Raw genomic sequence first — 20,582 nt, 5'->3', positions numbered from 1 at the left:
CGACGTGGGGATACCCACTGGTCACCCCCGCGCCGAAACCGCGCGGGCGCCACCGTCGACGGCGAGGGTCGCGTCCGCCAGTCGCTCGATCACCCGGGCCTGGTGGCTGATCAGAACCAGTGCCAGACCCTGTTCGCGCAGTTCGTCGAGCAGATCGAGCACGACGTCGCCCGTACGCGCGTCCAGCGAGGCCGTGATCTCGTCGCAGATCAGTACGCGCGGGCCCGCCGCCAGCGCCCTGGCGATCGCCACCCGCTGCTGCTGACCGCCCGAGAGCGAATCGGGACGGCGCTGCGCCAGAACCGGATCCAGCCGCACCGCCTCGAGCAGACGTTCGGTCTCGCGCGCGGCGTCCCGTACGTCCATACCGCGCAGCAGCCGCAGCGGTCTGGCGATCTGGGCGCCGACACGATAGGCCGGATTCAGCGAGGTCGCCGGATTCTGGAAGATCAGCTGTATCGCGCGGCGCTGGTCGACGCTGCGCCGATCGACGTGGCGGGCCAGCCGCTGTCCGTCGAGTTCCACCACACCGTCCTCGGCCGGATGCAATCCGGCCAGTGCCCGTGCCACCGTGGTCTTGCCCGCGCCCGAAGGTCCGGTGAGCGCGAGGCATTCCCCCGGCCGAACATCGAAGGCCAGTCCGTCGGCGACCGCGCCGAACCGGTTGCCGCGCCGATAGCCGACCCGCAGCGCCGTCGCGCGCAGCACCGGCGCGGCGTCGACGGCGAATTCTCGCGCGGTCGATATCGTTGCCGCCATGGGCTTTTCGGCACGGTAGGACGCGAGGGAGATTACCGCGCCCCGTTCGAGTTCGAGAACATCGTCGATCAGCGGGGCCACGGTGGACAGGTCGTGGGTGATGACGAGCAGGGTGATCGCGGTGTCGCGGCGGATCCCGCGGACCATGTCGACGAGTTCGGTCCTGGTCGCGGCGTCCAGGCCGGTGGTGGGTTCGTCGAGTACCAGCACCGCCGGTTCGGCGACCAGGGCCATCGCGAGCAGCACGCGCTGCTGCTGTCCGCCGGACAGTTGGTGTGGGAACCTGCGCCGGAACGCGCGATCGTCGGGCAGGCCCACCCGCCGTAGCGCGCGGGCGACGGCGGCCCGACGGTCCATACCGCCGTGCGGGCGGGCGATCTCACCGATCGCGGTCCCGACGCGCAGGGCCGGATTGAGACCCGACGCCGGATCCTGCGGCACGTACCCGACCGTCCTGCGACCACTCGCTCCCGCACCGACCGAGACGGTCCCCGATGCCGACATTCCGGGCGGCAGCGCGCCGAGCACCGCCGACGCCAAGGTGGACTTGCCCGCGCCGGAGGGACCGATCACCGCGAGTCCGCGACCGGGCCGCACCCGGACCGACACGTCGTCGAGGACGGGGTCACCGCCCGGCCCGAGCACGGTCAGCGCCTCGATCTCCAGCCCGATATCGTCGGCGCGCGTCCTGGTCGGAGTCCATCGCGTGGGTGGCCGGTCGAGGCCGAGCGCCCGGTCGGTGACCATATTGACCGAGACCACCAGCGCCATGATCAACACGGCCGGTGCCAGCACCGCCCACGGCTGGAGGGCGAATCCCGGACGGTTCTCGGTGATCATCAGCGCCCAGTCGGCCGAGGGCGGGCGCAGGCCGAGTCCGAGGAATCCGCTCACCGCGACCATCGAGATGGTCATCGACACGCGCACCCCGGCGTCGGCGAGCACCACCGAGCGCACCGACGGCAGCACCTCCACCAGCGCCAGACGCCACAGCGGTTCGCCGCGCGCCCGCGCCGACTCGACGTACCCGGTGGGCACGACCTCGAGCACAGCCGTGCGTACGATCCGGATGATCCACGGGACCGAGGCGAGCGCGGAGGTCAGCACGATGGCGGCGGGCCCGGCCCCGATCGCGGTCGCGATGACGGCGAGCATCAGGAACCACGGCATCACCACGATCGCGTCGACCGGTCGCATGATCCAACGGTCGGCCGGGCGACGCAGTCCGGCGAGCAGTCCGAAGGTCACCCCGAGCGAATACGCCACCGCCAGCGCCAGACTCGCGATCGAGAGCAGCGGCAGTCCGCCGTGCATGACCCTGGACAGCACATCGCGCCCGACCACATCGGTGCCGAGCAGGTGCCGCGCGCTCGGCGCTCGGAAGGGTGGACCACCCGACGCGGTCGGCGAATACGGGGCACACACCGGACCGAGCAGAGCCAGCAGCAGAACTCCCGCCGTGACCGCGGCCCATCCGGTCCGAAACCACCTGCGCCCCTTCACCGCCGCCCCGCCACGATCAGATGTCCGGCGCGCGGTCCGGCCAGCAACGCGAGCAGATCCGCGAGCAGGTAGATCCCGATCCCGAACGCGGCCATCAGCACGGCGGCGGACTGCACGAACGGGAAGTCGCGGGCCGAGATCGCCGCCAGGACCTCCTGGGAGAGCCCCGGATACACGAAAAGCGTTTCCACCACCGCGATTCCGCCGAGCAGACCGACCACCGAACCCGCGAGCGGGTGGATCGAGGCGGATACCGCGTTAGGAGCGGCGTGGCGCAGGATCAGCCGCCGCCGTCCGATCCCGTTGGCCCGCGCGGTCCTGATGTAGGGCGAGGCCATGACCTCGGCCGTCTGCGCCCGCACCATGCGGATCGGATGCGGAGCCAGCCCGGTCAGCAGGCAGATCACCGGCATGACGAGGATCTCGGGTCGGGCGGTCACCGCGGTACCCGTCGGAACCAGTGACACAGCCGGGAGGACACGCAGCGTCAACGACAGCACCGCCACCAGCAGCACACCGGAGACGAAGGGTGGCACCGACTCCGCGGTCAACGCGCCCACGCTGATCGCCCGGTCGGCGCGCGAGCCCGCGCGCGCTCCGGCGATCAGCCCGAGTCCGAGTGCCAGCGGGATCAACAGCGCGGCGGTGATCACCGCGAGCACCGCGCTGTTGCCCGATCGGCTCAGCAACACCTCGCGGACCGGTCGGCCGGAGATCAGCGAATCACCGAAATCGCCGTGCGCGAATCCCTCCGCCCATTCGGCGAACCGGACCGGCGCGGGCCGGTCCAGCCCCAGTTCGGCGCGCAGCGCGGCCACCTGCTCCGGGGTGGGGTCGGCCCCGCCGACGCGCGAGAGGATCACCGTCGCCGCATCCGAATCCAGCGACTCGAACAGACAGAACACCGCGACCGCGACCAGCGACAGCACCGCGATGCCACCGCCGACGCGCCCGATCACGTAGCGAATCACGACCGTCGGCGTTCGCTACCGCGCCAACCAGGTGGTCGTGTAGTTGGCCCAGTCGTCGGTGCCGGGAACTCCGGCCCGCACACCGCCGACATTGTTGCGCGCCGCGTCGGGCCGTTTGGCGAAACTGTGCAGGATGTATCCGCCTTCGTTCCAGAGTTGTTCCTGGAGTTCGTGATACAGCACCCGGCGGCGATCCTGGTCGAGTGTCGCCCTGACCTCGGTGAATTTCGCGTCCCATGCCGCGTTCCGCCATCCGGTGCCGTTGCTCGGCGAACCGGTGGTCATGGTCTGTCCGTAGAAGTAGTCGAGACTGTAGTTCCACCAACCGACGTGGGTCAGCGGCTGTTTGCCCGCGACCCGGGTGAAATAGGTGTCGGCGGGCACGGATTCGAGTTCCACGGTGATTCCGGCCGCCTCGGCGTGCTCGATGAAAAGGGTCGCCGACTCGATCATGCCCGGCATGCCGTCGGCCGTCTGCAAGGTGACCGTGAGGTTCTCCTTGCCCGCCTGGCGCAGCAGTTCGCGCGCCCGCGCCGGATCGTAGGCGCGCTGCGGCAGCGAATCATCGTAGAACGGCGCGCCCTTGCCGTAGATGTCGTTGCCCACCTCGGCATAGCCGTAGTACACGGTATCGACCATGGCCTGCCGATCGACGGCGAGACGCATGGCTTGGCGCACCCGCACGTCGTCGAAGGGCGGGAGATCGACGCGCATCTGGAAGGAGTCCATGAGTCCGAACGGATGCAGCACGACGGTGATATCCGGATCGTTCTCCAGCGTGCGCGCCTGGAGATAGGACATCTCGTGCACGATATCGGCTTCCCCGGACAGGAAGGCGTTCACGCGGGCCTCGGTCTCGGCGATCTGAATGATCTCGACCTCGTCGAGCAGCACCTGCCCGTCCCAGTACCGGTCGTTGCGGCGCAACAGTGTTCGATCGCCGGGCGACCAGTTCGCCAGTGCGAAGGGGCCGGTGCCCACCGGAAGCGTCCGCGCGTCGAAGGTGGTCGTCCCGTCCTTGATGACGTAGCAGTACCAGCCTGCGAGCACCGAACCGAAATCGGCGAGCGGGGATTTCATTCCCACGATCACGCCCAGTTCACCATCGGCCCTGGTGCGCGACATGTCGACCATCGAGAGGTCACCGGAGGAATGTTTGGCCGGGTCGAGCATCCGCTCGAAACTCCAGAGGACATCGCGGGAGGTCAGCGGAGTGCCGTCGCTGAAGACGACGCCGGGACGCAACGCGATCCGCCACTGACTGCCGTCCGCGTCGGGCGTCAGCGATTCCGCGAGCCGGTAGCGCAGCGTCAGATCGTTGTTGTAGGCGACGAGTTTGTCCCAGACGTTCTTGGAGACCGCGCCGCCCGCCGAGCTGCCCGCCTGATACGGATCGAGTACGTCGACGCTCGCGGACCTGCCCGCGATCACCGACCGCAGTCGCCCGCCGGGACGCGGCGGCCCCTGCGGTCCCCGGGGGGACGCGTCGTCGGCGGCGCAGCCGATCAGCGATCCGCCCGCCGACGCGGCCAGAGCCGCGGCTCCGGCGCCGAGCAGGAATGTCCGGCGCCGCAATGCGGGCACGGTCGATCTGGAGTTGTCCATGGCCATCCTCGTGGTGCGATCCCTCTACCGTGGACGCAGGTGTCCTGGCTCCCGGATCGACGCGCACCGCCTGCCTTCCAACCCGGGTAGGTCGTGGCAACGAGATCGGCGGATTACTCCTCGGTGACAGTTGCGGGACAGCCCCGGATTCGCACCGGTGTTCCCTTCGTCCGGATCAGACGTTACAAGCCGCGGGCCCCGAGCACACATCCACGCTCGTCGGCCGAGGAACCCACCTCGGGCGAATCACGGGGACTCACCGGCGGGTCACACCGCGCTCGCGGTGGCGCGACGACGACGCACGGCCGCGATCCGACGACCGATGACACCCTGTCGCGGTGCGAACAGATACACCGCCGTGAAGGTCAGCCCTTGGACGACGACGACCATCGCCCCGGAGGCGGTGTCCAGGTGATAGCTCAGGTACAACCCCGTCACCGCCGCGGTGACCGAAACCGCGGGGGCGATCACGAGCATGCGCTGGAATCGGTCGGTGAGCAGGTACGCCGTCGCGCCGGGAATGATGAGCATCGCGACCACGAGCACCACGCCCACCGCCTGCAACGCCACCACCGAGGTCAGCGCGAGCAGCCCGAGCAGGGCGATACCGAGCCAACGGGTGTTCAAGCCGATCGCGTGGGCGTGCACGGGGTCGAACGCGTACAGGGTGAAATCGCGCCGTTTGAGCACCAGCGCCGTCAGCGTCAGGGCCGCGAGAACGACGATCTGCACGAGTTCGGATCGGCTGACCCCGAGCAGATTCCCGAACACGATGTGATTGAGATCGGTCTGACTCGGCGTCACCGAGACCAGTACCAACCCGAACGCGAACAGCGTGGTGAACACGATGCCGATCGCCGCGTCCTCCTTGATGCGGCTGGTCGCCCGCACCACCCCGATCAGTCCCACCGCCAGGAATCCGAAGACGATCGCGCCGACCGCGAAGGGCAGGCCGACGATATAGGCCAGCACCACCCCGGGCAGTACCGCGTGGGAGACCGCGTCGCCCATCAGTGACCAGCCGATCAGTACCAGCCAGCACGAGAGCACCGCGCAGACCACCGCCGCCGTCACGGTGGTGGCCAGCGCCCGCACCATGAATTCGTAGCGCAGCGGGTCGATGAAGATTTCCTCGAAACTCATTGCGTCCATCCCACCTTCGGCCGTTCACACACGATCGAGCACATCGAGACCGAAGGCCGCGGCCAGATTCTCCGGGCGCAGCACCGTCTCCGGATCACCCTGCGCCAGAACGGTTCTCATCAGCAACACGGCCTCGTCGGCGAGGCCGGGCAGCGCGTGCAGGTCATGGGTGGACACCAGGATCGCGGCGCCCGCCGCGGCGAGTTCGCGCAGCAATCCGGTGATGGCCGCCTCGGACCGCTTGTCGACACCGGCGAAGGGCTCGTCCAGCAACAGCACCGTCGCGCCCTGGGCCAGAGCACGACCGACGAAGGCCCGCTTCTTCTGTCCGCCCGACAACCGCCCGATCTGCCGGTCGCCGAGATCGGTCAATTCGACCCGCTCCAGCGCCTCCGCCACCGCTTCCCGGTCCGCGCGCCTGGGGCGGCGGGTGAACCCCATCCGGCCGTACCGCCCGGTCATCACCACATCGCGTACCGACAGCGGAAAGCTCCAGTCGACGTCCTCGCTCTGCGGCACGTAGCCGAGTACGCCGCCGCGCCGCGCGGCTTTCGGGGCGACGCCGTCGACCAGCACCGTCCCGTGATCGGGTTCGATCGACCCCATGATGGTCTTGAACAGCGTCGACTTCCCGGAACCGTTCATCCCCACCAGGCCGCAGACCCGCCCGTGCTCGAGTCGCACGGTGACGTCGTCGAGGGCGAGTACTTCGCCGTAGCGCACGGTGACGCCCTCGACCTCGATCGCGCTCACCGCTTCCCGCGTATCGCCCGCCTCCCGAACCTCGCTCGGCTCCGCCGCGTCACTCGATTCCCGCGTGCCGTTCGCGTCTCCCATGTCACTGCCGCCCGGTGAGCGCGGCGCCGATGGTCTGCGCGGCGTGGCGGATCAGCGCCAGGTAGGTCGGTACCGGACCGTCGGCCTCCGACAGCGAATCGACGTACAGCACACCGCCGTACGAACTTCCCGTGGCCTCGACGACCCGGCGCATCGGCGCGTCGGACACCGTGGATTCACAGAACACCGCGGGCACCCGGGCGGATTTCACCATATCGATCACCGAGGCGATCTGCTGCGGTGTCGCCTGCTGCTCGGCGTTGACCGGCCAGATGTACTTCTCGGTCAGACCGGCGTCACGGGCCAGGTAGGAGAACGCGCCCTCGCAGGTCACCAGGGCACGCTGTCCGACGGGCAGCGTACTCAGCGTCTTCACCAATTCCTCGTGGACTCCGCGCAATTCGGCTTTGTAGCGTTCGCCGTTGGCGCGGAAGTCCGCGCCGTGGCCCGGATCGAGATCGGTGAAAGCGCGCACCATGTTGTCGACGTAGACGAGCACGTTCAACGGTGACATCCACGCGTGCGGATTCGGCTTGCCCCGGTAGGCGTCCTCGCCGATCTCGATCGGCGCGACGCCCTCGCTGACCACCACGTGCGGCACCTTCACCTCCGAGACGAACCGCGCGAACCAGGCTTCCAGGTTCATCCCGTTGTCCACGATGAGATCCGCGCGGGCGGCCTTCCTGATATCCCCCGGCGTCGGCTCGTAGCCGTGGATCTCGGCCCCGGCCTTGGTGATCGACTCGACCTCGAGGTGCGGGCCCGCGACATTGCTCGCGATATCGGCGAGCACGGTGAACGTGGTCAGGACCACCGGCCGATCGCCGTCGGCGGCGCCGCTGCCGCACGCGCTCGCGCCTATCGCCGACAAACCGAACGCGATCGCCGCGAGCAAACGGCCGGTGGCCGCGAGCCGCCGACGGCGGTGCCGAATCTTCATACGGCGAAATCTTAATGTTCGGGTCGCCTAACTTTCAAGTTCGAATTTGTGAAACCCGATCCGCTGGCAACCGCCTCGCGAATCCCTTGTCCCGGCGAGCGGACATCGCCCCCGCTGATCACTCCGAAGTCCGACCAGGAGCTCACGATGAACACAGCATTCCCGCTTCGCACCGTCGTCATGGACTGCCGTATCGAACCGGGTCCGATGACCGTGGCCCGAGCGCATCGCGAGATGCAACGGCACCTCGATTGTTCGGTGGACACCTGCCGTGTCCGCCGCCGGGCCCGCGCCGTGCTGGTTCGCGCGGGCGCCATGACCCTCGACGACCGAGCCCTGCCCTGACCCCGATACGCCGAACGCCGCCCGCGAAATCCACGGGCGACGTTCGGTCGTGCACAGTGTCGAATGCGGTCAGATCACCGAGTTCATGATCGTGCCCGCGCTGGTCGCGACGGCGCCGCCTGCCATCGCACCCGCCACCATCTTCGGCGACTGGAGGCTGCCGCCGTTCCATTTCTCCCAAGCGAAGCGACCGCCGCCGTAGGTGATGGCGGTGATACCGGACAACTGAACGAGCCAGGTGAAATACCGGCCGATCTGCAACAGCTTGTCCGCCAGCGGTGGAGCCTCCGGGGTCGGGTTGCCGACCTGCGCGAGGACCGTCTCATGTAGCGCGCAGAGGATCGTGCTCACTGTCATGCTCCTTCGGATGACGAGGTGATGCTCGAAAGGGGATTGACGAGAACAGGCGCACGCAGAAACTCGTTGACCTCACCAATTGAACAGCATCGAGTCGGTGCGATTGAACCGACACTCCGGTCCGCACATGACTCGGCTCACAGTCGCGTCCCGTGCGCCGAGAGGCGTAGCGTTCTAGGATTCGGAGTGCAGTCGGTTCACATCCGATTCGGCGCGATGTCGCGCCAAACCCCTTGTAGACGCCATAGAGCACGCTATTCCGGGGAGGCCACCATGGATCACTTCATCGCACTGCTTCTACTCTCGATCGCCGCGATCGCGGCGGTGATCGTCGCCAGCTACGCCACCGTCACGGCGACCTATTGGTTCGAATCGCGCCACTACGACGAGGCCGAATCACCCGAGGTCTCGGCAGCGCGCTGAGAACCGCGTCGACCGCGGACACACGCGTGCGCGGCTATCGCGCCCGCTCCGCTTCGGGGCGCAGATAGGCCACGATCGCATTGGTGAGTCCGCGTCGCGCGAGATCGAGGTCGGTGTAGGTACCGAGCTGGCGTTCCGAGACGATCCCCCGCATGGCGCCGGGGATGAACGCGGCGACTTCGGCCACCCGATCCGGATCGACGTCGAGTCCGGCGAACCCTCGACGGCAGGTCTCCAGCCACGCCCGTCCCCACGACGCGAATTCGGCGGCGGTGCGGGGATAGAGACGTTCGAACTCCTCCCGATCGCGCGGTAGCGCGGCGCGCAGATTCTCGATCGCGCGCGAATCCCCCGTGGTCAGCCCGTCGTACAGGGTGTCGACGATCGTCGCGACCCGTTCGCGCAGCGACGCGGACGACGGCGCGCCGACCGGCATATCGCCCCGGCGTTCGGCGATGTAGCCCAGCACCGCCGCCCACAATCCGTCGATATCGCCGAACTGGTACTTGACGGTCCCCCAGGTGGCGCCGATCTCCTTGGCGATCCGGTTACCGGACACCGCCGCCGGATCTCCGGTCGCCAGACAGCGCAGGGCCGTGTCGAGCATCGACTCCCTGGTGGCCAGTCCGCGCCTGTTGCTGCGCCTGCCGAGCACACCGGGATCCGTCACCCACCCGATCCTAGTGCCGGCTCCGCCGCGACCGAATCCCGCGCCAACCAGTTTGATAGAGACCTCTATTATTTTTTCACAGAGCCCACTACGATTCTGCGGACAGGCGTCCCCCGACCGAGTGGGAAGGCAGCGGAGATGGCCAAGCCCCCGTTATCGATGAAGCCGACCGGATGGTTCCAGGTCGCGTGGTCCGCGGAGATCGGCCTCGGCGAAGTCCACCGGATGAAGTACTTCGACACGGAGATGGTCGCGTGGCGCTCGACCGACGGCCGGGTCGCGGTGATGGACGCGTACTGCGAACATCTCGGCGCGCACCTCGGCCACGGCGGTCACGTCGACGGTGATCGCATCGTCTGCCCGTTCCACGGGTGGGAGTGGGACAGCGCGGGCCGCAATGTCCGCATCCCGTACGAGAAACGCCCCAACAGAGGGCGTCGCATTCGCGGCTATCCCGTCGCCGAACTCAACGAATCGATTTTCATCTGGCACGATATCGACGGTGGCGCACCGTATTTCGATGTGCCCGATGTGCTGTCCGGATTCGACGACGATCGCGGGGCCGCCGACTACTACCCGTCCTATCCCGCCGCCACGCTGTTCCGGCCGGGCCTGGAACTGCACCCGCAGTACGTGATGGAGAACGGCGTCGATTTCGCGCATTTCACGTTCGTCCACAAAGTGCCGTTCATGCCCGACATCACCCGGCACGATTTCACACGGCCCACGTCCTACGTGGATTTCACCATCGCCTTCGACGACGATATCCGCGCGGAGGACGTCGCCAGCGGCGTCGAGGCCGTCAACGCCGGACTCGGCGTCGCCGCGACGAAGAGTTGGGGCATGGTCGACAATCGCACGCTCACCGCCGTCACGCCGGTCGACGACGCCACCTCCGACGTGCGGTTCAGCGTCTGGATCGGCAGGCGGCCCGGCGACGAATCGCCCGAGCTGCCCGCCGGGGCGAAATTCCTGGCCGACGCCGTCATCGAACAGTTCACGGCCGATATCCGCATCTGGGCGCACCAACGTTACAGCGACCCACCGGCGCTGACCCACGGCGAATACGACGGCTTCACCCAACTGCGGCAATGGGCGAAACAGTTCTACCCCGCCGCGACGACCGCACCCACCCCCGCCGCCTCGGAAGGAACACAGAGATGAGCGCGAGAACAGGCGCCGAGCCGATACGCGTCTTCCAGGTCGCGACCGGCAATGTCGGATCCGAGATGATCAAGCGGATCGGCGAGCATCCCGACCTCGAATTGATCGGCCTGCACTGCTACTCATCGGAGAAGATCGGGCGCGACGCCGGGGAGATCGCGGGGATCGGCGCGATCGGCGTTCTCGCCACCGGCACCGTCGAGGAGATCATCGCCGCGCGACCCGATGTGCTCACCTTCCACGGGGTGTTTCCCGACGAAGCGCTCTACGAACGGGTTCTCGAAGCCGGGATCGATATCGTCACCACCGCCGACTGGATCACCGGCCATCATCGCGACCGCAACCATCCGCATCCGTCTGGCCGCCCGGTCAGCGAGGTGCTGCGCGCCGCGTGCCTGCGCGGCGGATCGACGTTCTACGGCACCGGGATGAATCCCGGTCTCTGCCAGATCCTGGGCGTCGTCCACAGCGCCGACGTCTCCGAGATCGAGAATGTCACCGTGATCGAATCGGTGGATGTCTCCTGCCATCACTCGGTGCAGACCTGGCAGGAGGTCGGTTACGGCAAACCGGTCGACGACCCCGGCATCCCGGCGTCGCTGGAGAAATACACCCGCGTCTTCTCCGACAGCGTGTACATGATGGCCGACTGTTTCGATCTCGAACTCGACGAGGTGAGGTTCAGCTACGAACTCGGCGCGTGCACCGAGGATATCGACCTCGGTTGGTATCGGCTGCCGAAGGGCTCGCTCGGCGCCAACTACATCAAATACCAGGGCATGGTGGACGGGATCGCTCGGGTCGAGTCACACCTGGAATGGCAGATGACGCCCTATACCGCCCCCGCATGGGATATCAAGGGCTGCTACATCACCCAGATCACCGGCGACCCGAACATCTACAGCAAACATATGATCTTCCCCAAAGCCGGTGCGCGATTGGACAATCCGGAGGACTTCGCGTCTATCGGCATGACCGTCACCGGATTACCGGCGCTCAACGCGATCCGCAGCGTGGTCGCGGCCGCGCCGGGAATCCTCACCAGCGCGGATCTGCCCCTGCGCGGATTCGGCGGGCGGTTCACACTCTCGTAGCGGTCCGGAAGGCCCTGACCCGACGGCCGGGCGAGCAACGGATCTCACCGGCCGTCCGAGATCTCCGTGCGTGAACCCGCACTGCCGCAACGATTCCCGGGAATCGAGTACGCGGGAACGTCGCCGAGGTCACGGTCGGATACGGCGAGCGGACAGCAATGGCCGGGCAATGTCGTGGAAATGATCACGCAACGGGCGAGTGGTGTCATCGACGCACCATCCAGGCCCGGCCGCACCACCCGGCCGAGGGCGTCCACGATCACTCCCCCGGAGAGGTACCGTGTTCGAAACCTGTTACAGCCCACACGATGTCGCCCACCTGCTGCGCCACCGATACGGATTACCGGTCGAAGTCTCCGAATCGCGCCCCACTGTGGTGTGCGGCGCGCGACTCGACGCCGTCGACATGCCCGCGCTCCTGGGCTCACGGGTGCTGGAGATTCTCCTGGACAGCGACATCGGGCCGGTCGTCGCGAACCCACGCGACACGACCTGGACCTTCCTCATCGCACCCCCGATCCGCCCGACCCCCACCCCCGACCTCACCGCCTACGGCGTCCGAGTCCGCGCCAGCGGGCGACGGGTGATCCTGCCGATGTCGGATCGCGGATTCGGATGGCGCTGGGCCCGCGAACCACTACCCGGCTCGCTCCGACTACCGGCCGGCTCCGCCGTCTGCGCCGCGATCGAACAACTCACCGACGTCATCGTGCCGCCGAGCAACCGATACGGTCACAACTGCGTTGCGGTCGAAGACGTCACCGCGAGGACGTGAATAATCCGTCACGTCTCGATAACTCGAATTCCGTTACCCGGGCATCGAACGATGACCTGGTGCCGAATAGCCGGTCAGCGCATTTTTTCGGAGTTACGACACCCCCGATTATCACTTCTGTGACCCTTCTGTGTCTTGAACATCATAGGAATTCGGACTTACGGTTCCTGTGAGCAAATTTTCAGCGACCGAAACGAGATGCGAGACACGCACGAGTGACTCGGGCCTCGGCAATCGAACTCGCCCTACCAGCGGGAGCAGGTCATGAAGCTACTTCTAGCCACCGCGATCATCATTCTGGCCGGCGTCGGCGCACTCGACATTCTCGGGGATCAATCGGTTCCCACCGACACTGTGCGAATAGCAGGAATCTCGACCTCGGCGGCGGGCCCGCGTATCGGCGATGTTCGGATCGACGTACCGCGCACGGTGAGCTGTCCGATCGACCAGGCCGACATAGGTAGGTGAATCGGCGGCCTGGTGGGCAGGCGGGGGTGGGATCGGGGGTCAGGTCAGGTAGACGGGGAGGGTTCGGTGACCGTTCGATACGAAGCTGCCTACGGGGTCCAACTCCTCGGGTGGGACTGCGAGGCGCAGGTTCGGGAATCGGGTGAAGACGGCGGGGAGGGCGATGGCGGCCTCGAGGCGGGCGAGGGGGGCTCCGATGCAGTGGTGGGCGCCGTGGCCGAAGGACAGGTGGTCCTTGGTGGTGCGGTGGATATCGAAGGTGGCGGCGGTGGGGCCGTAGACGCCGGGGTCGCGGCCCGCGGCGGCGTAGGACGCGAGGATGGGTTCGCCCTTGGGGATCACGGTGCCCTCGACCTCGATGTCCTCGACGGCGTAGCGCAGCGGAATATGGGCCACCGGCGCCTCGTAGCGCAGGGTCTCCTCGACCACGTCGGACCACGCGGCCCGGCCTTCGACGACCTCGGAGCGCTGCTCAGGGTGGGTCAACAGGGCGAAGATGGCCTGGTCGAGCAGGTTCACGGTGGTCTCGTGTCCGGCGTTGATGACCAGGATCAGGGTGTCGACGAGTTCCTTCTCGGTCAGGCGCGAACCGTCGTCCTCGTCGCGGGTGGCGATCAGGACGCTGGTCACGTCGTCACCGGGCGTCTCGCGCCGGAAGGCGACGAGTTCGCTCACGAGCCGGTACATCTCCAGGTAGTTGGCCAGCGCCTCCTCGGGTCCGAAGGACATGTCGAAGAAGCCGTCGACGCATGTGTGCATACCGGGGCCGAGATGCTCGGGCACGCCCATCATCTCGGTGATGACCCGGATCGGCACGGGGTAGGCGTAGGCCTGACGCAGATCGACGGGCTCGCCGTTCGGGACCCGCGCGAGCCGGTCGAGCAGTTCGGCGGTGATCTCCTCGATCCTCGGGCGCAGCGCGGTGGAACGCCGGTGGGTGAACGCGGGCGAGACCAAGCGACGCAGCCTGCGGTGTTCGGGGCCGTACGCGGTGAACATATTGTCGACGGCTACCCACGCGTGCAGCGGCCACGCTTCGGTGATCTCACCGTTGATGAACGCGGTCCAGTGCTGACGCGCGTCCTTGGAGACGCGGGGATCGGCCAGCAGACTCTTCAGGAGCCCGGCGTCGGTCACCGACCAGGCGGTCACACCGCCGGGTAGACCCACCGCGGTGACCGGTCCCGCGGCCCGGATCCTGCTCGCCTCGCCCTGGATGTCCGCGCCGGTCGGATCCAGGACGATCGGTTGATTTTCCATGGGAAGGAACTCCTTACAACGGATTCATCGGGGGAGACGGTGGAAATACGACCGGCAGCGCGGCGAGCGCGCGGTGGAACGGGCCGGGGCGCCACGCCAACTGGTCGGCGGGCACGGCGAGGTCCAATTCGGGCAGGGCATCGAGCAATTGGTCGATGGCGTCCTGCACGATCATGTAGGCCACGGATTTGGCCGGGCAGGCGTGCGGGCCTGCGCTCCAGGCCAGGTGCGCGCGATTGCCGGTCCGGTCGCCGCCACGGATGGCGGGATCGTTGTTGCAGCCGGACAGGCTGATGACGACCGGCTGATGGGCGGGCAGCCAGGTGTTGTCGATGAGGATGGGCTGCCTCGGATAGGTCGTGCAGAAATTCGCCATCGGCGGGTCGTTGAACAGCACCTCGTCCAGGGCGTCGCGGGTCGAGAGCGCGCCGCCGAGGACATTGCCGCCGAACCGTTCGTCGGTGACCATGAGCAGCAAGGTGTTGGCGATGAGATTCTGCTGGGGTTCGATACCCGCGCCGTAGAAGCTGATCAACTGACTCAGCATCTCGGTGTCGTCCAGACCCGCCGGGTGGTGGGCCAGGCGGGAGGTGACGTCGTCACCGGGCTCGGCACGCCGCAGCGCGATCAGCTCGAGCAGCGCCGTGCTGAGCATCTCCATGCCGCGCGCCGCCTCGACGGTATCGAAGAGCATCGCCATACCGGTGGCCACGCGCTGACCCAGTTCGGGCGAGCAGCCGACCATCTGGTTCAGCACTTCGAAGACGAGCGGAAACGCGTACTGGGACACCAGATCCGCCGAACCGGTGGTACAGAAGGCGTTGATCAGCGGAACGGCGATCGTCTCGATCTTGGCGTGCAGGGCGTGCAGGTCGATCCCATCGATCGCGCCGACGTAGGCCTGCCGGTAGCGCGTGTGCGCGGCGCCGCTGTTACGCAGCGCATTCGGGTGCCATTCCATCATCGGTTTGACCGGGGAATCGGCGGGGATGCTGTCCTGCCAGCCGCGAGGATCGGCCGGGAAGTGATCGGGATCGTTGAGGACCCGCAGTGCGGTCTGATACCCGAGTACGAGGGTCGCGGGAACACCCGGCGCGACTTCGACCGGGGCCATCGACCCGTACTGTCTGCGCATTTCTCGATAGGCGGCGTGTGGGTCCGCGGCGAATTCGGAAGTGTGCAGGGGTAGTCGGGGCCCGTCGGTGTCGACCGGCGATCCGTGCTGGACCGGGCACGAGCTCGAGTCGACGGCTCGGGGAGTGAACGCGGCTGATCGTGGGTTGCTCAAAAGATATGACTCCAAGTGGTGGAACAGGATGTCGCCCGGACGACAGGGGCGAGTGTCGGTGTCTGCCTCAACTTGTCCCGCTCGACCTTCCCTCGCACCGCCGACCCCGGTGACCCCGGACGTGGGGTCCGGTCGCGCACCGGAACCGCGGCAGGACGCGGCGGATCGTCCGAAGCGACCCACAGTGCCTACGGAACAGGCAATTTCACAGATCGAAGCGATCGAGCGCGCGTACCCACCAGTCGTCCGAAACCCGACCGGCCATCCACGGTATCAGTACCGAACCGGCGGCAAGCCGGATGCGTCAACAAGATTCGACGGTCACTTCGGCGGCCCGGAGTCGGGAACGTCGACGCGTTCGATCGCGGTAGGATTCCACCTCGACGCCCGGTGTATGGATCGCCCGATCCTCGGATATGTTCTACTACTTGGCTTTCCATCCGCCCGTGCTTCTTCCCGATCGAAATGCCGCGCGGGTCGGCCGCGCCCGAAAGACCCGGCGGGCGGGTTTTCCGGCGGATATCGCTTCTCCAGCGAGGCACGGTACGGCAAGAATCATCGGTCCGATTCACCCGCGACCGTTCGCGCCCGTACCGCGCGGGGACGCACAGATCGCGGGCGGCGGACCTGCCGTCGGCCGGGTGTGTGACGGCACGGGCCGTGCCCGGCGCCGACACCACGGCTGGTAGCTTCGGGTGAGCATTGCCGAACGTCGGGCGCGAATTCCCGGCTACCGATTCCACGTCTCCAGGGGAGTTCTATGGCACGGCCACTTCGCACACACGTTCCGTCCGGATCGCGCCGTCGCGGCGCGTTGGCACTGTCCGCCGTGGCAGCGGGTCTGATGCTGACCGCGACGACGGCGGGCGCACGGCCGATCGGCCCCTTCGAGGTCGGCGGCGCGATCGAGGTGGAATACGACCAGCAGGGCGGGCCCGCGGTCTTCGGCGATCCGACCGCTCCCGAAGCCGACGCGGCCCGCGGCGGGAAGTTCCAGACGTTCGCGCGCAATGCCGCGATCTATTGGCAGCCCGCGACCGGCGCGCATTCGGTGAACGGGGCGATCCGCGACAAATGGACCGAACTCGGCAGCGAAACCGGGACGCTCGGCTACCCGGTTACCGCCGAGCAAGTGACCCCGTCCGGTTCCGGGCGCTTCAACCACTTCGAACGCGGATCGATCTACTGGTCGCTCGGCACCGCGGCGCACCAGGTGGGCGGACCGATCCGGGACAAATGGGCGGCCACCGGCTGGGAGAGCGGCCCGCTGGGATACCCGCTGACCGACGAGGCCGCCGCCAAGAACAACGGCAGATACAACCTGTTCACCGGCGGCGCGGTCTACTACTCGCCGAGTACCGGCGCGCATACCGTCTGGGGCGCGCTGCGCGACGACTGGGTCCGGGCGGGCGCGGAGAACGGCCGCTACGGCCTTCCTGCCAGCGACGAATACGACTACCAGGGCGGCAAGGCGCAGGACTTCCAGGGCGGCCGCATCACCTGGGTGCCGTGACCGGATAATTCGGTGCGGGAATAGCCTCGTCGCGGATATGTTCGTCCGAATGGTCGGATGAATGAGCGAGAGGGGCCGCCGGTGGCGATCGGAACAGTGGATTCGGCGGATTCGGCCATCGGATTCCGATCGGAGCGGGGACCGATCCTCGCGGCGTTGATGCTGTCGACCGGCCTGGTCGCACTGGATTCGACGATCATCGCCACGGCTGTCCTCAGCATCACCGACAGTCTCGGCGGCTTCTCACAGTTCCCCTGGCTGTTCTCGATATACCTGCTGGCCCAGGCCGTCACGGTGCCGATCTACGGCAAACTGGCCGACACCGTCGGGCGTAAACCGGTGATCCTGTTCGGCATCGTGGTTTTCGCCCTCGGATCGCTGCTGTGCGGCCTGGCCGGAAATATGGTGCTGCTGATCATCTTCCGCGCGGTGCAGGGAATCGGCGCGGGTGCGATCCAGCCGATGACGATGGTGATCGCGGGCGATCTCTACACCCTGTCCGAACGGGCCAAAGTGCAGGGCTATCTGGCCAGCGTCTGGGCGATGTCCGCGGTGCTCGGCCCGCTGCTCGGCGGCGTCTTCGCCGAGTACGTCAGCTGGCGGTGGATCTTCCTGGTGAATCTACCGCTGTCGGCGGTGGCGGGATGGATGCTGTTGCGCAGTTTCCGCGAGACCGCGCCGCGTACGCGCACCAGTGTCGACTACCTGGGCGCCGGCCTGCTGACCGTCGCGGCCGGATCACTCATCCTCGGACTCCTCGAAGGTGGTCAGGCGTGGGCGTGGTCCTCGCCGACCAGTATCGGGATCTTCGCGGCCGGGTCGCTGGTCCTGGTGCTGTTCGTGCTCGTGGAACGCGCGGCGGAGAATCCCGTACTGCCGCTGTGGGTCTTCACCCGGCGCGTGGTGATCGCGAGCAGCCTGGTGTCGGTACTGGTCGGCGCGATCGTCCTCGGGCTCACCTCCTACGTCCCGACCTTCACCCAGGGGGTCCTCGGCACCGGCGCGCTGGTGGCGGGTCTCACAGTCGGCGCGCTCACCCTCGGCTGGCCGCTGGCCGCGTCCCAGGCGGGAAAGGTGTACCTGCGCATCGGTTTCCGCGGCACCGCGCTCATCGGCAGCGGACTGGCCACCCTCGGCGCCGCGAGCACATTGCTGATCACCGAGGATTCCACGCTGGCGCAGGTCGCGGCGTCGTGTTTCCTGGTCGGCGCCGGCATGGGCATGGTCGCGACTCCCACCCTGATCGCCGCCCAGACCAGCGCGGAATGGGCCGAACGCGGTGTGGTGACCTCGGCCAACATGTTCGCCCGTTCGCTGGGCAGCGCCGTGGGCGTCGCGGTGTTCGGCGCGATGGTCAATTCCCGAATCGGCGATACCGACCATCCCGAGCCCGCGATCCTGTCCGAAGCGGTGCATCTGGTCTTCCTCGCGATCGCCGCGATGGCGGTGGTCATGGTCGCCGCGTCGGCGATGATGCCGGGCCGGGCGGTCGTCGATCCGGCGGCGGTGAAATAAGGCGCGGGTCCGATGACGTTGGCTCTTGATGTCATCCCACGACTAGGAGCCGCATTGCTTGACGTCCCGCTGTCAGTTCTGGATCTGGCGCCGGTGGAGGCCGGTCGTACCGCGGGCGAGGGGCTCGCGGCCACGACGGAGGTCGCGCGGCGCACCGAAGCACTCGGATATCACCGCTTCTGGGTGGCCGAGCACCACAACATGCCCGGTATCGCCAGTTCGGCCCCGAGCGTGCTGCTGGCGCATCTGGCCGCCGCCACCTCGACCATTCGCATCGGTTCCGGCGGTGTGATGCTGCCCAATCACGCGCCGCTCGTCGTCGCCGAACAATTCGGAACCCTGCACGCCCTGCATCCGGGCCGGGTCGATCTGGGCATCGGACGCGCGCCCGGTACGGATCAGGCGACGGCGCTCGCGCTGCGGCGCACCAGGGAGGGACTCAACGCCGATTCGTTCCCGCAGGAACTCGCGGCCCTGCTGCGCTACTTTCGTGGCACCGACTCCGCCGGCATCACCGCGACGCCCGGACTCGGCGAGCAGCCCGACATCTGGCTGCTCGGCTCGAGCGGTTTCAGCGCGCAGGTGGCGGCGCTGCTCGGCCTGCCGTTCGCCTTCGCCCATCATTTCTCCGCCGCCAACACCGAACCGGCGCTGGCGCTGTATCGCGAGCAGTTCCGCCCCTCGGAACATCTGGACAAGCCGTACGCGATGGTCGCGGTCGCCGTGGTCTGCGCCGACACCGACGAGCGGGCCGAGGAATTGTCGCTGCCACGTGACCTGGCATTCCTGCATCTGGCCGGTGGCAGGCCACAGGCGCTGCCGACTCCCGAGGAGGCGGCGAGATATCCGCTCAGCGACCGGGAGCGGCAGTTCATCCTATCGCGCCGCGAAGGCCAGGCGCTCGGCTCACCCGAGACCGTGCGGCGCCAGCTCGGCGAACTGATGGAACGCACCCACGCCGACGAGCTGATGATCAATACGCTCGTCTACGACGTCGAGGATCGGGTGCGTTCCTTCGAACTCGTCAAGGAGAAGGTCGCCGCGTGATCGAGGGCCGCGCGATCGGGGTCGGCGTGCGTCGCCGACGGCCCGATTCGCGGTCAGCGCAGTCGGAATCCCTGTTTGAACAGGGATTCACGCAGCGTGTGCCGTCCGTTCAGGCTCGCCTCCGAGGCGAGCCTGGTCAGCACGCGATCGGTCCACGAATGCGAAAGTTCTTGTTCGGCATAGAATTGCGCGATCCTGCCCTCGTATTCGGTGACGTGGTCGCGCTGCGTCTCGAGGCCGTATGTCTCGTGGTGCAGCACCGCCTGCTGCGGCAGGCGCGGTTTGACCCTCGCGTCCTCGGCGGGGTCGGGGTGGCCGACCACGAGACCGAAAACCGCGAAAACATGTTCGGGCAGACCGATTTCGGCCGCGACGACCTCGGGCTTGTTACGCAACGCCCCGATGTAGACGGTGCCGAGACCGAGCGATTCCGCGGCGACGACGGCGTTCTGCGCGGCCAACGCGGCGTCGATGAACCCGACGTAACTGGACTCGAGATAGTCCGCGCCGTCGAGCGGGGCATCCCGGTCGCCCGCGAGCTGACGCAGCCGAGCGAAATCGGCGGTCCAGACCAGCAGCACCGGCGCCTGCAGAATATGTCGCTGATCACCCGCCACCGCGGCCAGGCGCGCCTTGCGTTCCGGATCGCGGACCGCGACGACACTCCAGACCTGGAGATTGGACGAGGTGGGCGCCGACTGGGCCGCGGACACCAGCAGCCGCAGGGTGTCGTCGGAGACCGGATCGGGCAGATACCTGCGCACCGATCGATGCTCGTGCAGGACCTGCAGGACCGGATTCCAGTGCGCGGGGTCGGCCGGGTCGGCGTCCCGGTATCGCTGCTGAACGATGTGGGCGGGGGTCGGCACGGTCTGCGTCATGAATTGTCATCCTGGCCCGTGCGG

Annotated in this window: 20 protein-coding genes and 1 riboswitch; of the genes, 9 read left to right on the top strand and 11 right to left on the bottom strand. The window is 67.5% G+C overall.

The features are described 5' to 3' along the window. Positions 1-21: 21 nt before the first annotated feature. From DAT37_RS08910 to DAT37_RS08885, 6 genes are all read right to left on the bottom strand, one after another. On the bottom strand, positions 22-2,262 hold the full coding sequence (locus DAT37_RS08910; protein ID WP_109524225.1) for an ABC transporter ATP-binding protein/permease: 2,241 nt from the start codon (positions 2,260-2,262) through the stop codon (positions 22-24). Next, positions 2,259-3,233 carry an ABC transporter permease gene (locus tag DAT37_RS08905; protein WP_232839600.1) on the bottom strand — a complete coding sequence of 325 codons (975 nt, stop codon included), beginning with the start codon at positions 3,231-3,233 and terminating at the stop codon, positions 2,259-2,261. The genes DAT37_RS08910 and DAT37_RS08905 overlap by 4 nt, the downstream gene beginning before the upstream one ends. Before the next feature lie 15 nt (positions 3,234-3,248). After that, positions 3,249-4,838, bottom strand: a complete 1,590-nt coding sequence (locus DAT37_RS08900) for an ABC transporter substrate-binding protein (RefSeq protein ID WP_109524491.1) — start codon at positions 4,836-4,838, stop codon at positions 3,249-3,251. 18 nt (positions 4,839-4,856) lie between these two features. After that, positions 4,857-5,043: riboswitch (cobalamin riboswitch) on the bottom strand. Between the two features lie 62 nt (positions 5,044-5,105). Continuing rightward, on the bottom strand, positions 5,106-5,981 hold the full coding sequence (locus DAT37_RS08895; RefSeq protein WP_408637381.1) for a metal ABC transporter permease: 876 nt from the start codon (positions 5,979-5,981) through the stop codon (positions 5,106-5,108). 24 nt (positions 5,982-6,005) lie between these two features. Further along, positions 6,006-6,818, bottom strand: a complete 813-nt coding sequence (locus DAT37_RS08890; protein ID WP_109524223.1) for a metal ABC transporter ATP-binding protein — start codon at positions 6,816-6,818, stop codon at positions 6,006-6,008. 1 nt (position 6,819) lies between these two features. Then, positions 6,820-7,758: a metal ABC transporter substrate-binding protein gene (locus DAT37_RS08885; protein WP_109524222.1), complete on the bottom strand. Its 939-nt coding sequence runs from the start codon at positions 7,756-7,758 to the stop codon at positions 6,820-6,822. A gap of 147 nt (positions 7,759-7,905) precedes the next feature. Here DAT37_RS08885 and DAT37_RS08880 point away from each other — a divergent pair, with 147 nt between their 5' ends. Then, positions 7,906-8,103, top strand: a complete 198-nt coding sequence (locus tag DAT37_RS08880) for a hypothetical protein (protein ID WP_157978363.1) — start codon at positions 7,906-7,908, stop codon at positions 8,101-8,103. 69 nt (positions 8,104-8,172) lie between these two features. Here DAT37_RS08880 and DAT37_RS08875 read toward each other — a convergent pair whose 3' ends face one another. Next, on the bottom strand, positions 8,173-8,454 hold the full coding sequence (locus DAT37_RS08875; RefSeq protein WP_109524220.1) for a hypothetical protein: 282 nt from the start codon (positions 8,452-8,454) through the stop codon (positions 8,173-8,175). A gap of 279 nt (positions 8,455-8,733) precedes the next feature. Between DAT37_RS08875 and DAT37_RS43960 the strand changes: the two genes are divergently transcribed. Then, positions 8,734-8,883 (top strand): hypothetical protein, encoded by a 150-nt coding sequence (locus DAT37_RS43960; RefSeq protein ID WP_157978362.1) that lies wholly within the window; start codon positions 8,734-8,736, stop codon positions 8,881-8,883. Positions 8,884-8,917: 34 nt separating this feature from the next. On the opposite strand, the gene DAT37_RS08870 is transcribed toward DAT37_RS43960, so the two are convergent. Beyond that, positions 8,918-9,490: a TetR/AcrR family transcriptional regulator gene (locus DAT37_RS08870; RefSeq protein WP_109524490.1), complete on the bottom strand. Its 573-nt coding sequence runs from the start codon at positions 9,488-9,490 to the stop codon at positions 8,918-8,920. A gap of 201 nt (positions 9,491-9,691) precedes the next feature. On the opposite strand from DAT37_RS08870, the gene DAT37_RS08865 reads away from it, so the two are divergent. The 4 genes from DAT37_RS08865 (at position 9,692) to DAT37_RS08845 (ending at position 13,054) form a co-directional block, all read left to right on the top strand. Further along, positions 9,692-10,717, top strand: a complete 1,026-nt coding sequence (locus DAT37_RS08865) for a Rieske 2Fe-2S domain-containing protein (RefSeq protein WP_109524219.1) — start codon at positions 9,692-9,694, stop codon at positions 10,715-10,717. Next, entirely contained in the window at positions 10,714-11,811 is a 1,098-nt protein-coding gene (locus DAT37_RS08860) for an NAD(P)H-dependent amine dehydrogenase family protein (RefSeq protein ID WP_109524218.1), read from the top strand. The genes DAT37_RS08865 and DAT37_RS08860 overlap by 4 nt, the downstream gene beginning before the upstream one ends. A 280-nt stretch (positions 11,812-12,091) precedes the next feature. Next, positions 12,092-12,586 carry a bifunctional DNA primase/polymerase gene (locus tag DAT37_RS08850; protein ID WP_109524216.1) on the top strand — a complete coding sequence of 165 codons (495 nt, stop codon included), beginning with the start codon at positions 12,092-12,094 and terminating at the stop codon, positions 12,584-12,586. A gap of 264 nt (positions 12,587-12,850) precedes the next feature. After that, complete coding sequence (locus DAT37_RS08845; RefSeq protein ID WP_109524215.1) at positions 12,851-13,054, top strand: hypothetical protein; 204 nt, start codon at positions 12,851-12,853, stop codon at positions 13,052-13,054. Positions 13,055-13,093: 39 nt separating this feature from the next. Here the strand turns inward: DAT37_RS08845 and DAT37_RS08840 are convergent, their stop codons facing one another. Together DAT37_RS08840 and DAT37_RS08835 are read right to left on the bottom strand one after the other, a co-directional pair. Continuing rightward, positions 13,094-14,314, bottom strand: coding sequence for a cytochrome P450 family protein (locus tag DAT37_RS08840; RefSeq protein WP_109524214.1), 1,221 nt, complete (start codon positions 14,312-14,314; stop codon positions 13,094-13,096). Between the two features lie 13 nt (positions 14,315-14,327). After that, positions 14,328-15,428, bottom strand: coding sequence for a cytochrome P450 (locus DAT37_RS08835; protein ID WP_408637380.1), 1,101 nt, complete (start codon positions 15,426-15,428; stop codon positions 14,328-14,330). A 934-nt stretch (positions 15,429-16,362) separates the two neighbouring features. Here DAT37_RS08835 and DAT37_RS08825 point away from each other — a divergent pair. The 3 genes from DAT37_RS08825 (at position 16,363) to DAT37_RS08815 (ending at position 19,677) form a co-directional block, all read left to right on the top strand. Beyond that, entirely contained in the window at positions 16,363-17,115 is a 753-nt protein-coding gene (locus tag DAT37_RS08825) for an LGFP repeat-containing protein (protein WP_109524211.1), read from the top strand. 87 nt (positions 17,116-17,202) lie between these two features. Next, complete coding sequence (locus tag DAT37_RS08820; protein ID WP_232839640.1) at positions 17,203-18,630, top strand: MDR family MFS transporter; 1,428 nt, start codon at positions 17,203-17,205, stop codon at positions 18,628-18,630. A gap of 12 nt (positions 18,631-18,642) precedes the next feature. Beyond that, positions 18,643-19,677 carry an LLM class flavin-dependent oxidoreductase gene (locus DAT37_RS08815; RefSeq protein ID WP_109524209.1) on the top strand — a complete coding sequence of 345 codons (1,035 nt, stop codon included), beginning with the start codon at positions 18,643-18,645 and terminating at the stop codon, positions 19,675-19,677. A 53-nt stretch (positions 19,678-19,730) separates the two neighbouring features. Here DAT37_RS08815 and DAT37_RS08810 read toward each other — a convergent pair whose 3' ends face one another. Continuing rightward, entirely contained in the window at positions 19,731-20,558 is an 828-nt protein-coding gene (locus tag DAT37_RS08810) for an NADPH-dependent oxidoreductase (protein ID WP_109524208.1), read from the bottom strand. Between the last annotated feature and the right edge of the window lie 24 nt (positions 20,559-20,582).

It is taken from the genome of Nocardia aurea (assembly GCF_003123685.1).
In the GTDB taxonomy this organism is placed as follows: domain Bacteria; phylum Actinomycetota; class Actinomycetes; order Mycobacteriales; family Mycobacteriaceae; genus Nocardia; species Nocardia aurea.
Note: the sequence above shows the minus strand (reverse complement) of the source record. Positions and strands in the feature narration are given on the sequence as shown.

Excerpts from the sequence above, each read along its gene's own strand:
- DAT37_RS08835 (WP_408637380.1), bottom strand. The coding sequence starts at position 15,428 with ATGGCCCCGGTCGAAGTCGCGCCGGGTGTTCCCGCGACCCTCGTACTC.
- DAT37_RS08885 (WP_109524222.1), bottom strand. The coding sequence starts at position 7,758 with ATGAAGATTCGGCACCGCCGTCGGCGGCTCGCGGCCACCGGCCGTTTG.
- DAT37_RS08825 (WP_109524211.1), top strand. The coding sequence starts at position 16,363 with ATGGCACGGCCACTTCGCACACACGTTCCGTCCGGATCGCGCCGTCGC.
- DAT37_RS08845 (WP_109524215.1), top strand. The coding sequence starts at position 12,851 with ATGAAGCTACTTCTAGCCACCGCGATCATCATTCTGGCCGGCGTCGGC.
- DAT37_RS43960 (WP_157978362.1), top strand. The coding sequence starts at position 8,734 with ATGGATCACTTCATCGCACTGCTTCTACTCTCGATCGCCGCGATCGCG.
- DAT37_RS08900 (WP_109524491.1), bottom strand. The coding sequence starts at position 4,838 with ATGGACAACTCCAGATCGACCGTGCCCGCATTGCGGCGCCGGACATTC.
- DAT37_RS08890 (WP_109524223.1), bottom strand. The coding sequence starts at position 6,818 with ATGGGAGACGCGAACGGCACGCGGGAATCGAGTGACGCGGCGGAGCCG.
- DAT37_RS08815 (WP_109524209.1), top strand. The coding sequence starts at position 18,643 with ATGACGTTGGCTCTTGATGTCATCCCACGACTAGGAGCCGCATTGCTT.
- DAT37_RS08840 (WP_109524214.1), bottom strand. The coding sequence starts at position 14,314 with ATGGAAAATCAACCGATCGTCCTGGATCCGACCGGCGCGGACATCCAG.
- DAT37_RS08810 (WP_109524208.1), bottom strand. The coding sequence starts at position 20,558 with ATGACGCAGACCGTGCCGACCCCCGCCCACATCGTTCAGCAGCGATAC.
- DAT37_RS08895 (WP_408637381.1), bottom strand. The coding sequence starts at position 5,981 with ATGAGTTTCGAGGAAATCTTCATCGACCCGCTGCGCTACGAATTCATG.
- DAT37_RS08880 (WP_157978363.1), top strand. The coding sequence starts at position 7,906 with ATGAACACAGCATTCCCGCTTCGCACCGTCGTCATGGACTGCCGTATC.
- DAT37_RS08865 (WP_109524219.1), top strand. The coding sequence starts at position 9,692 with ATGGCCAAGCCCCCGTTATCGATGAAGCCGACCGGATGGTTCCAGGTC.
- DAT37_RS08870 (WP_109524490.1), bottom strand. The coding sequence starts at position 9,490 with ATGCTCGACACGGCCCTGCGCTGTCTGGCGACCGGAGATCCGGCGGCG.
- DAT37_RS08860 (WP_109524218.1), top strand. The coding sequence starts at position 10,714 with ATGAGCGCGAGAACAGGCGCCGAGCCGATACGCGTCTTCCAGGTCGCG.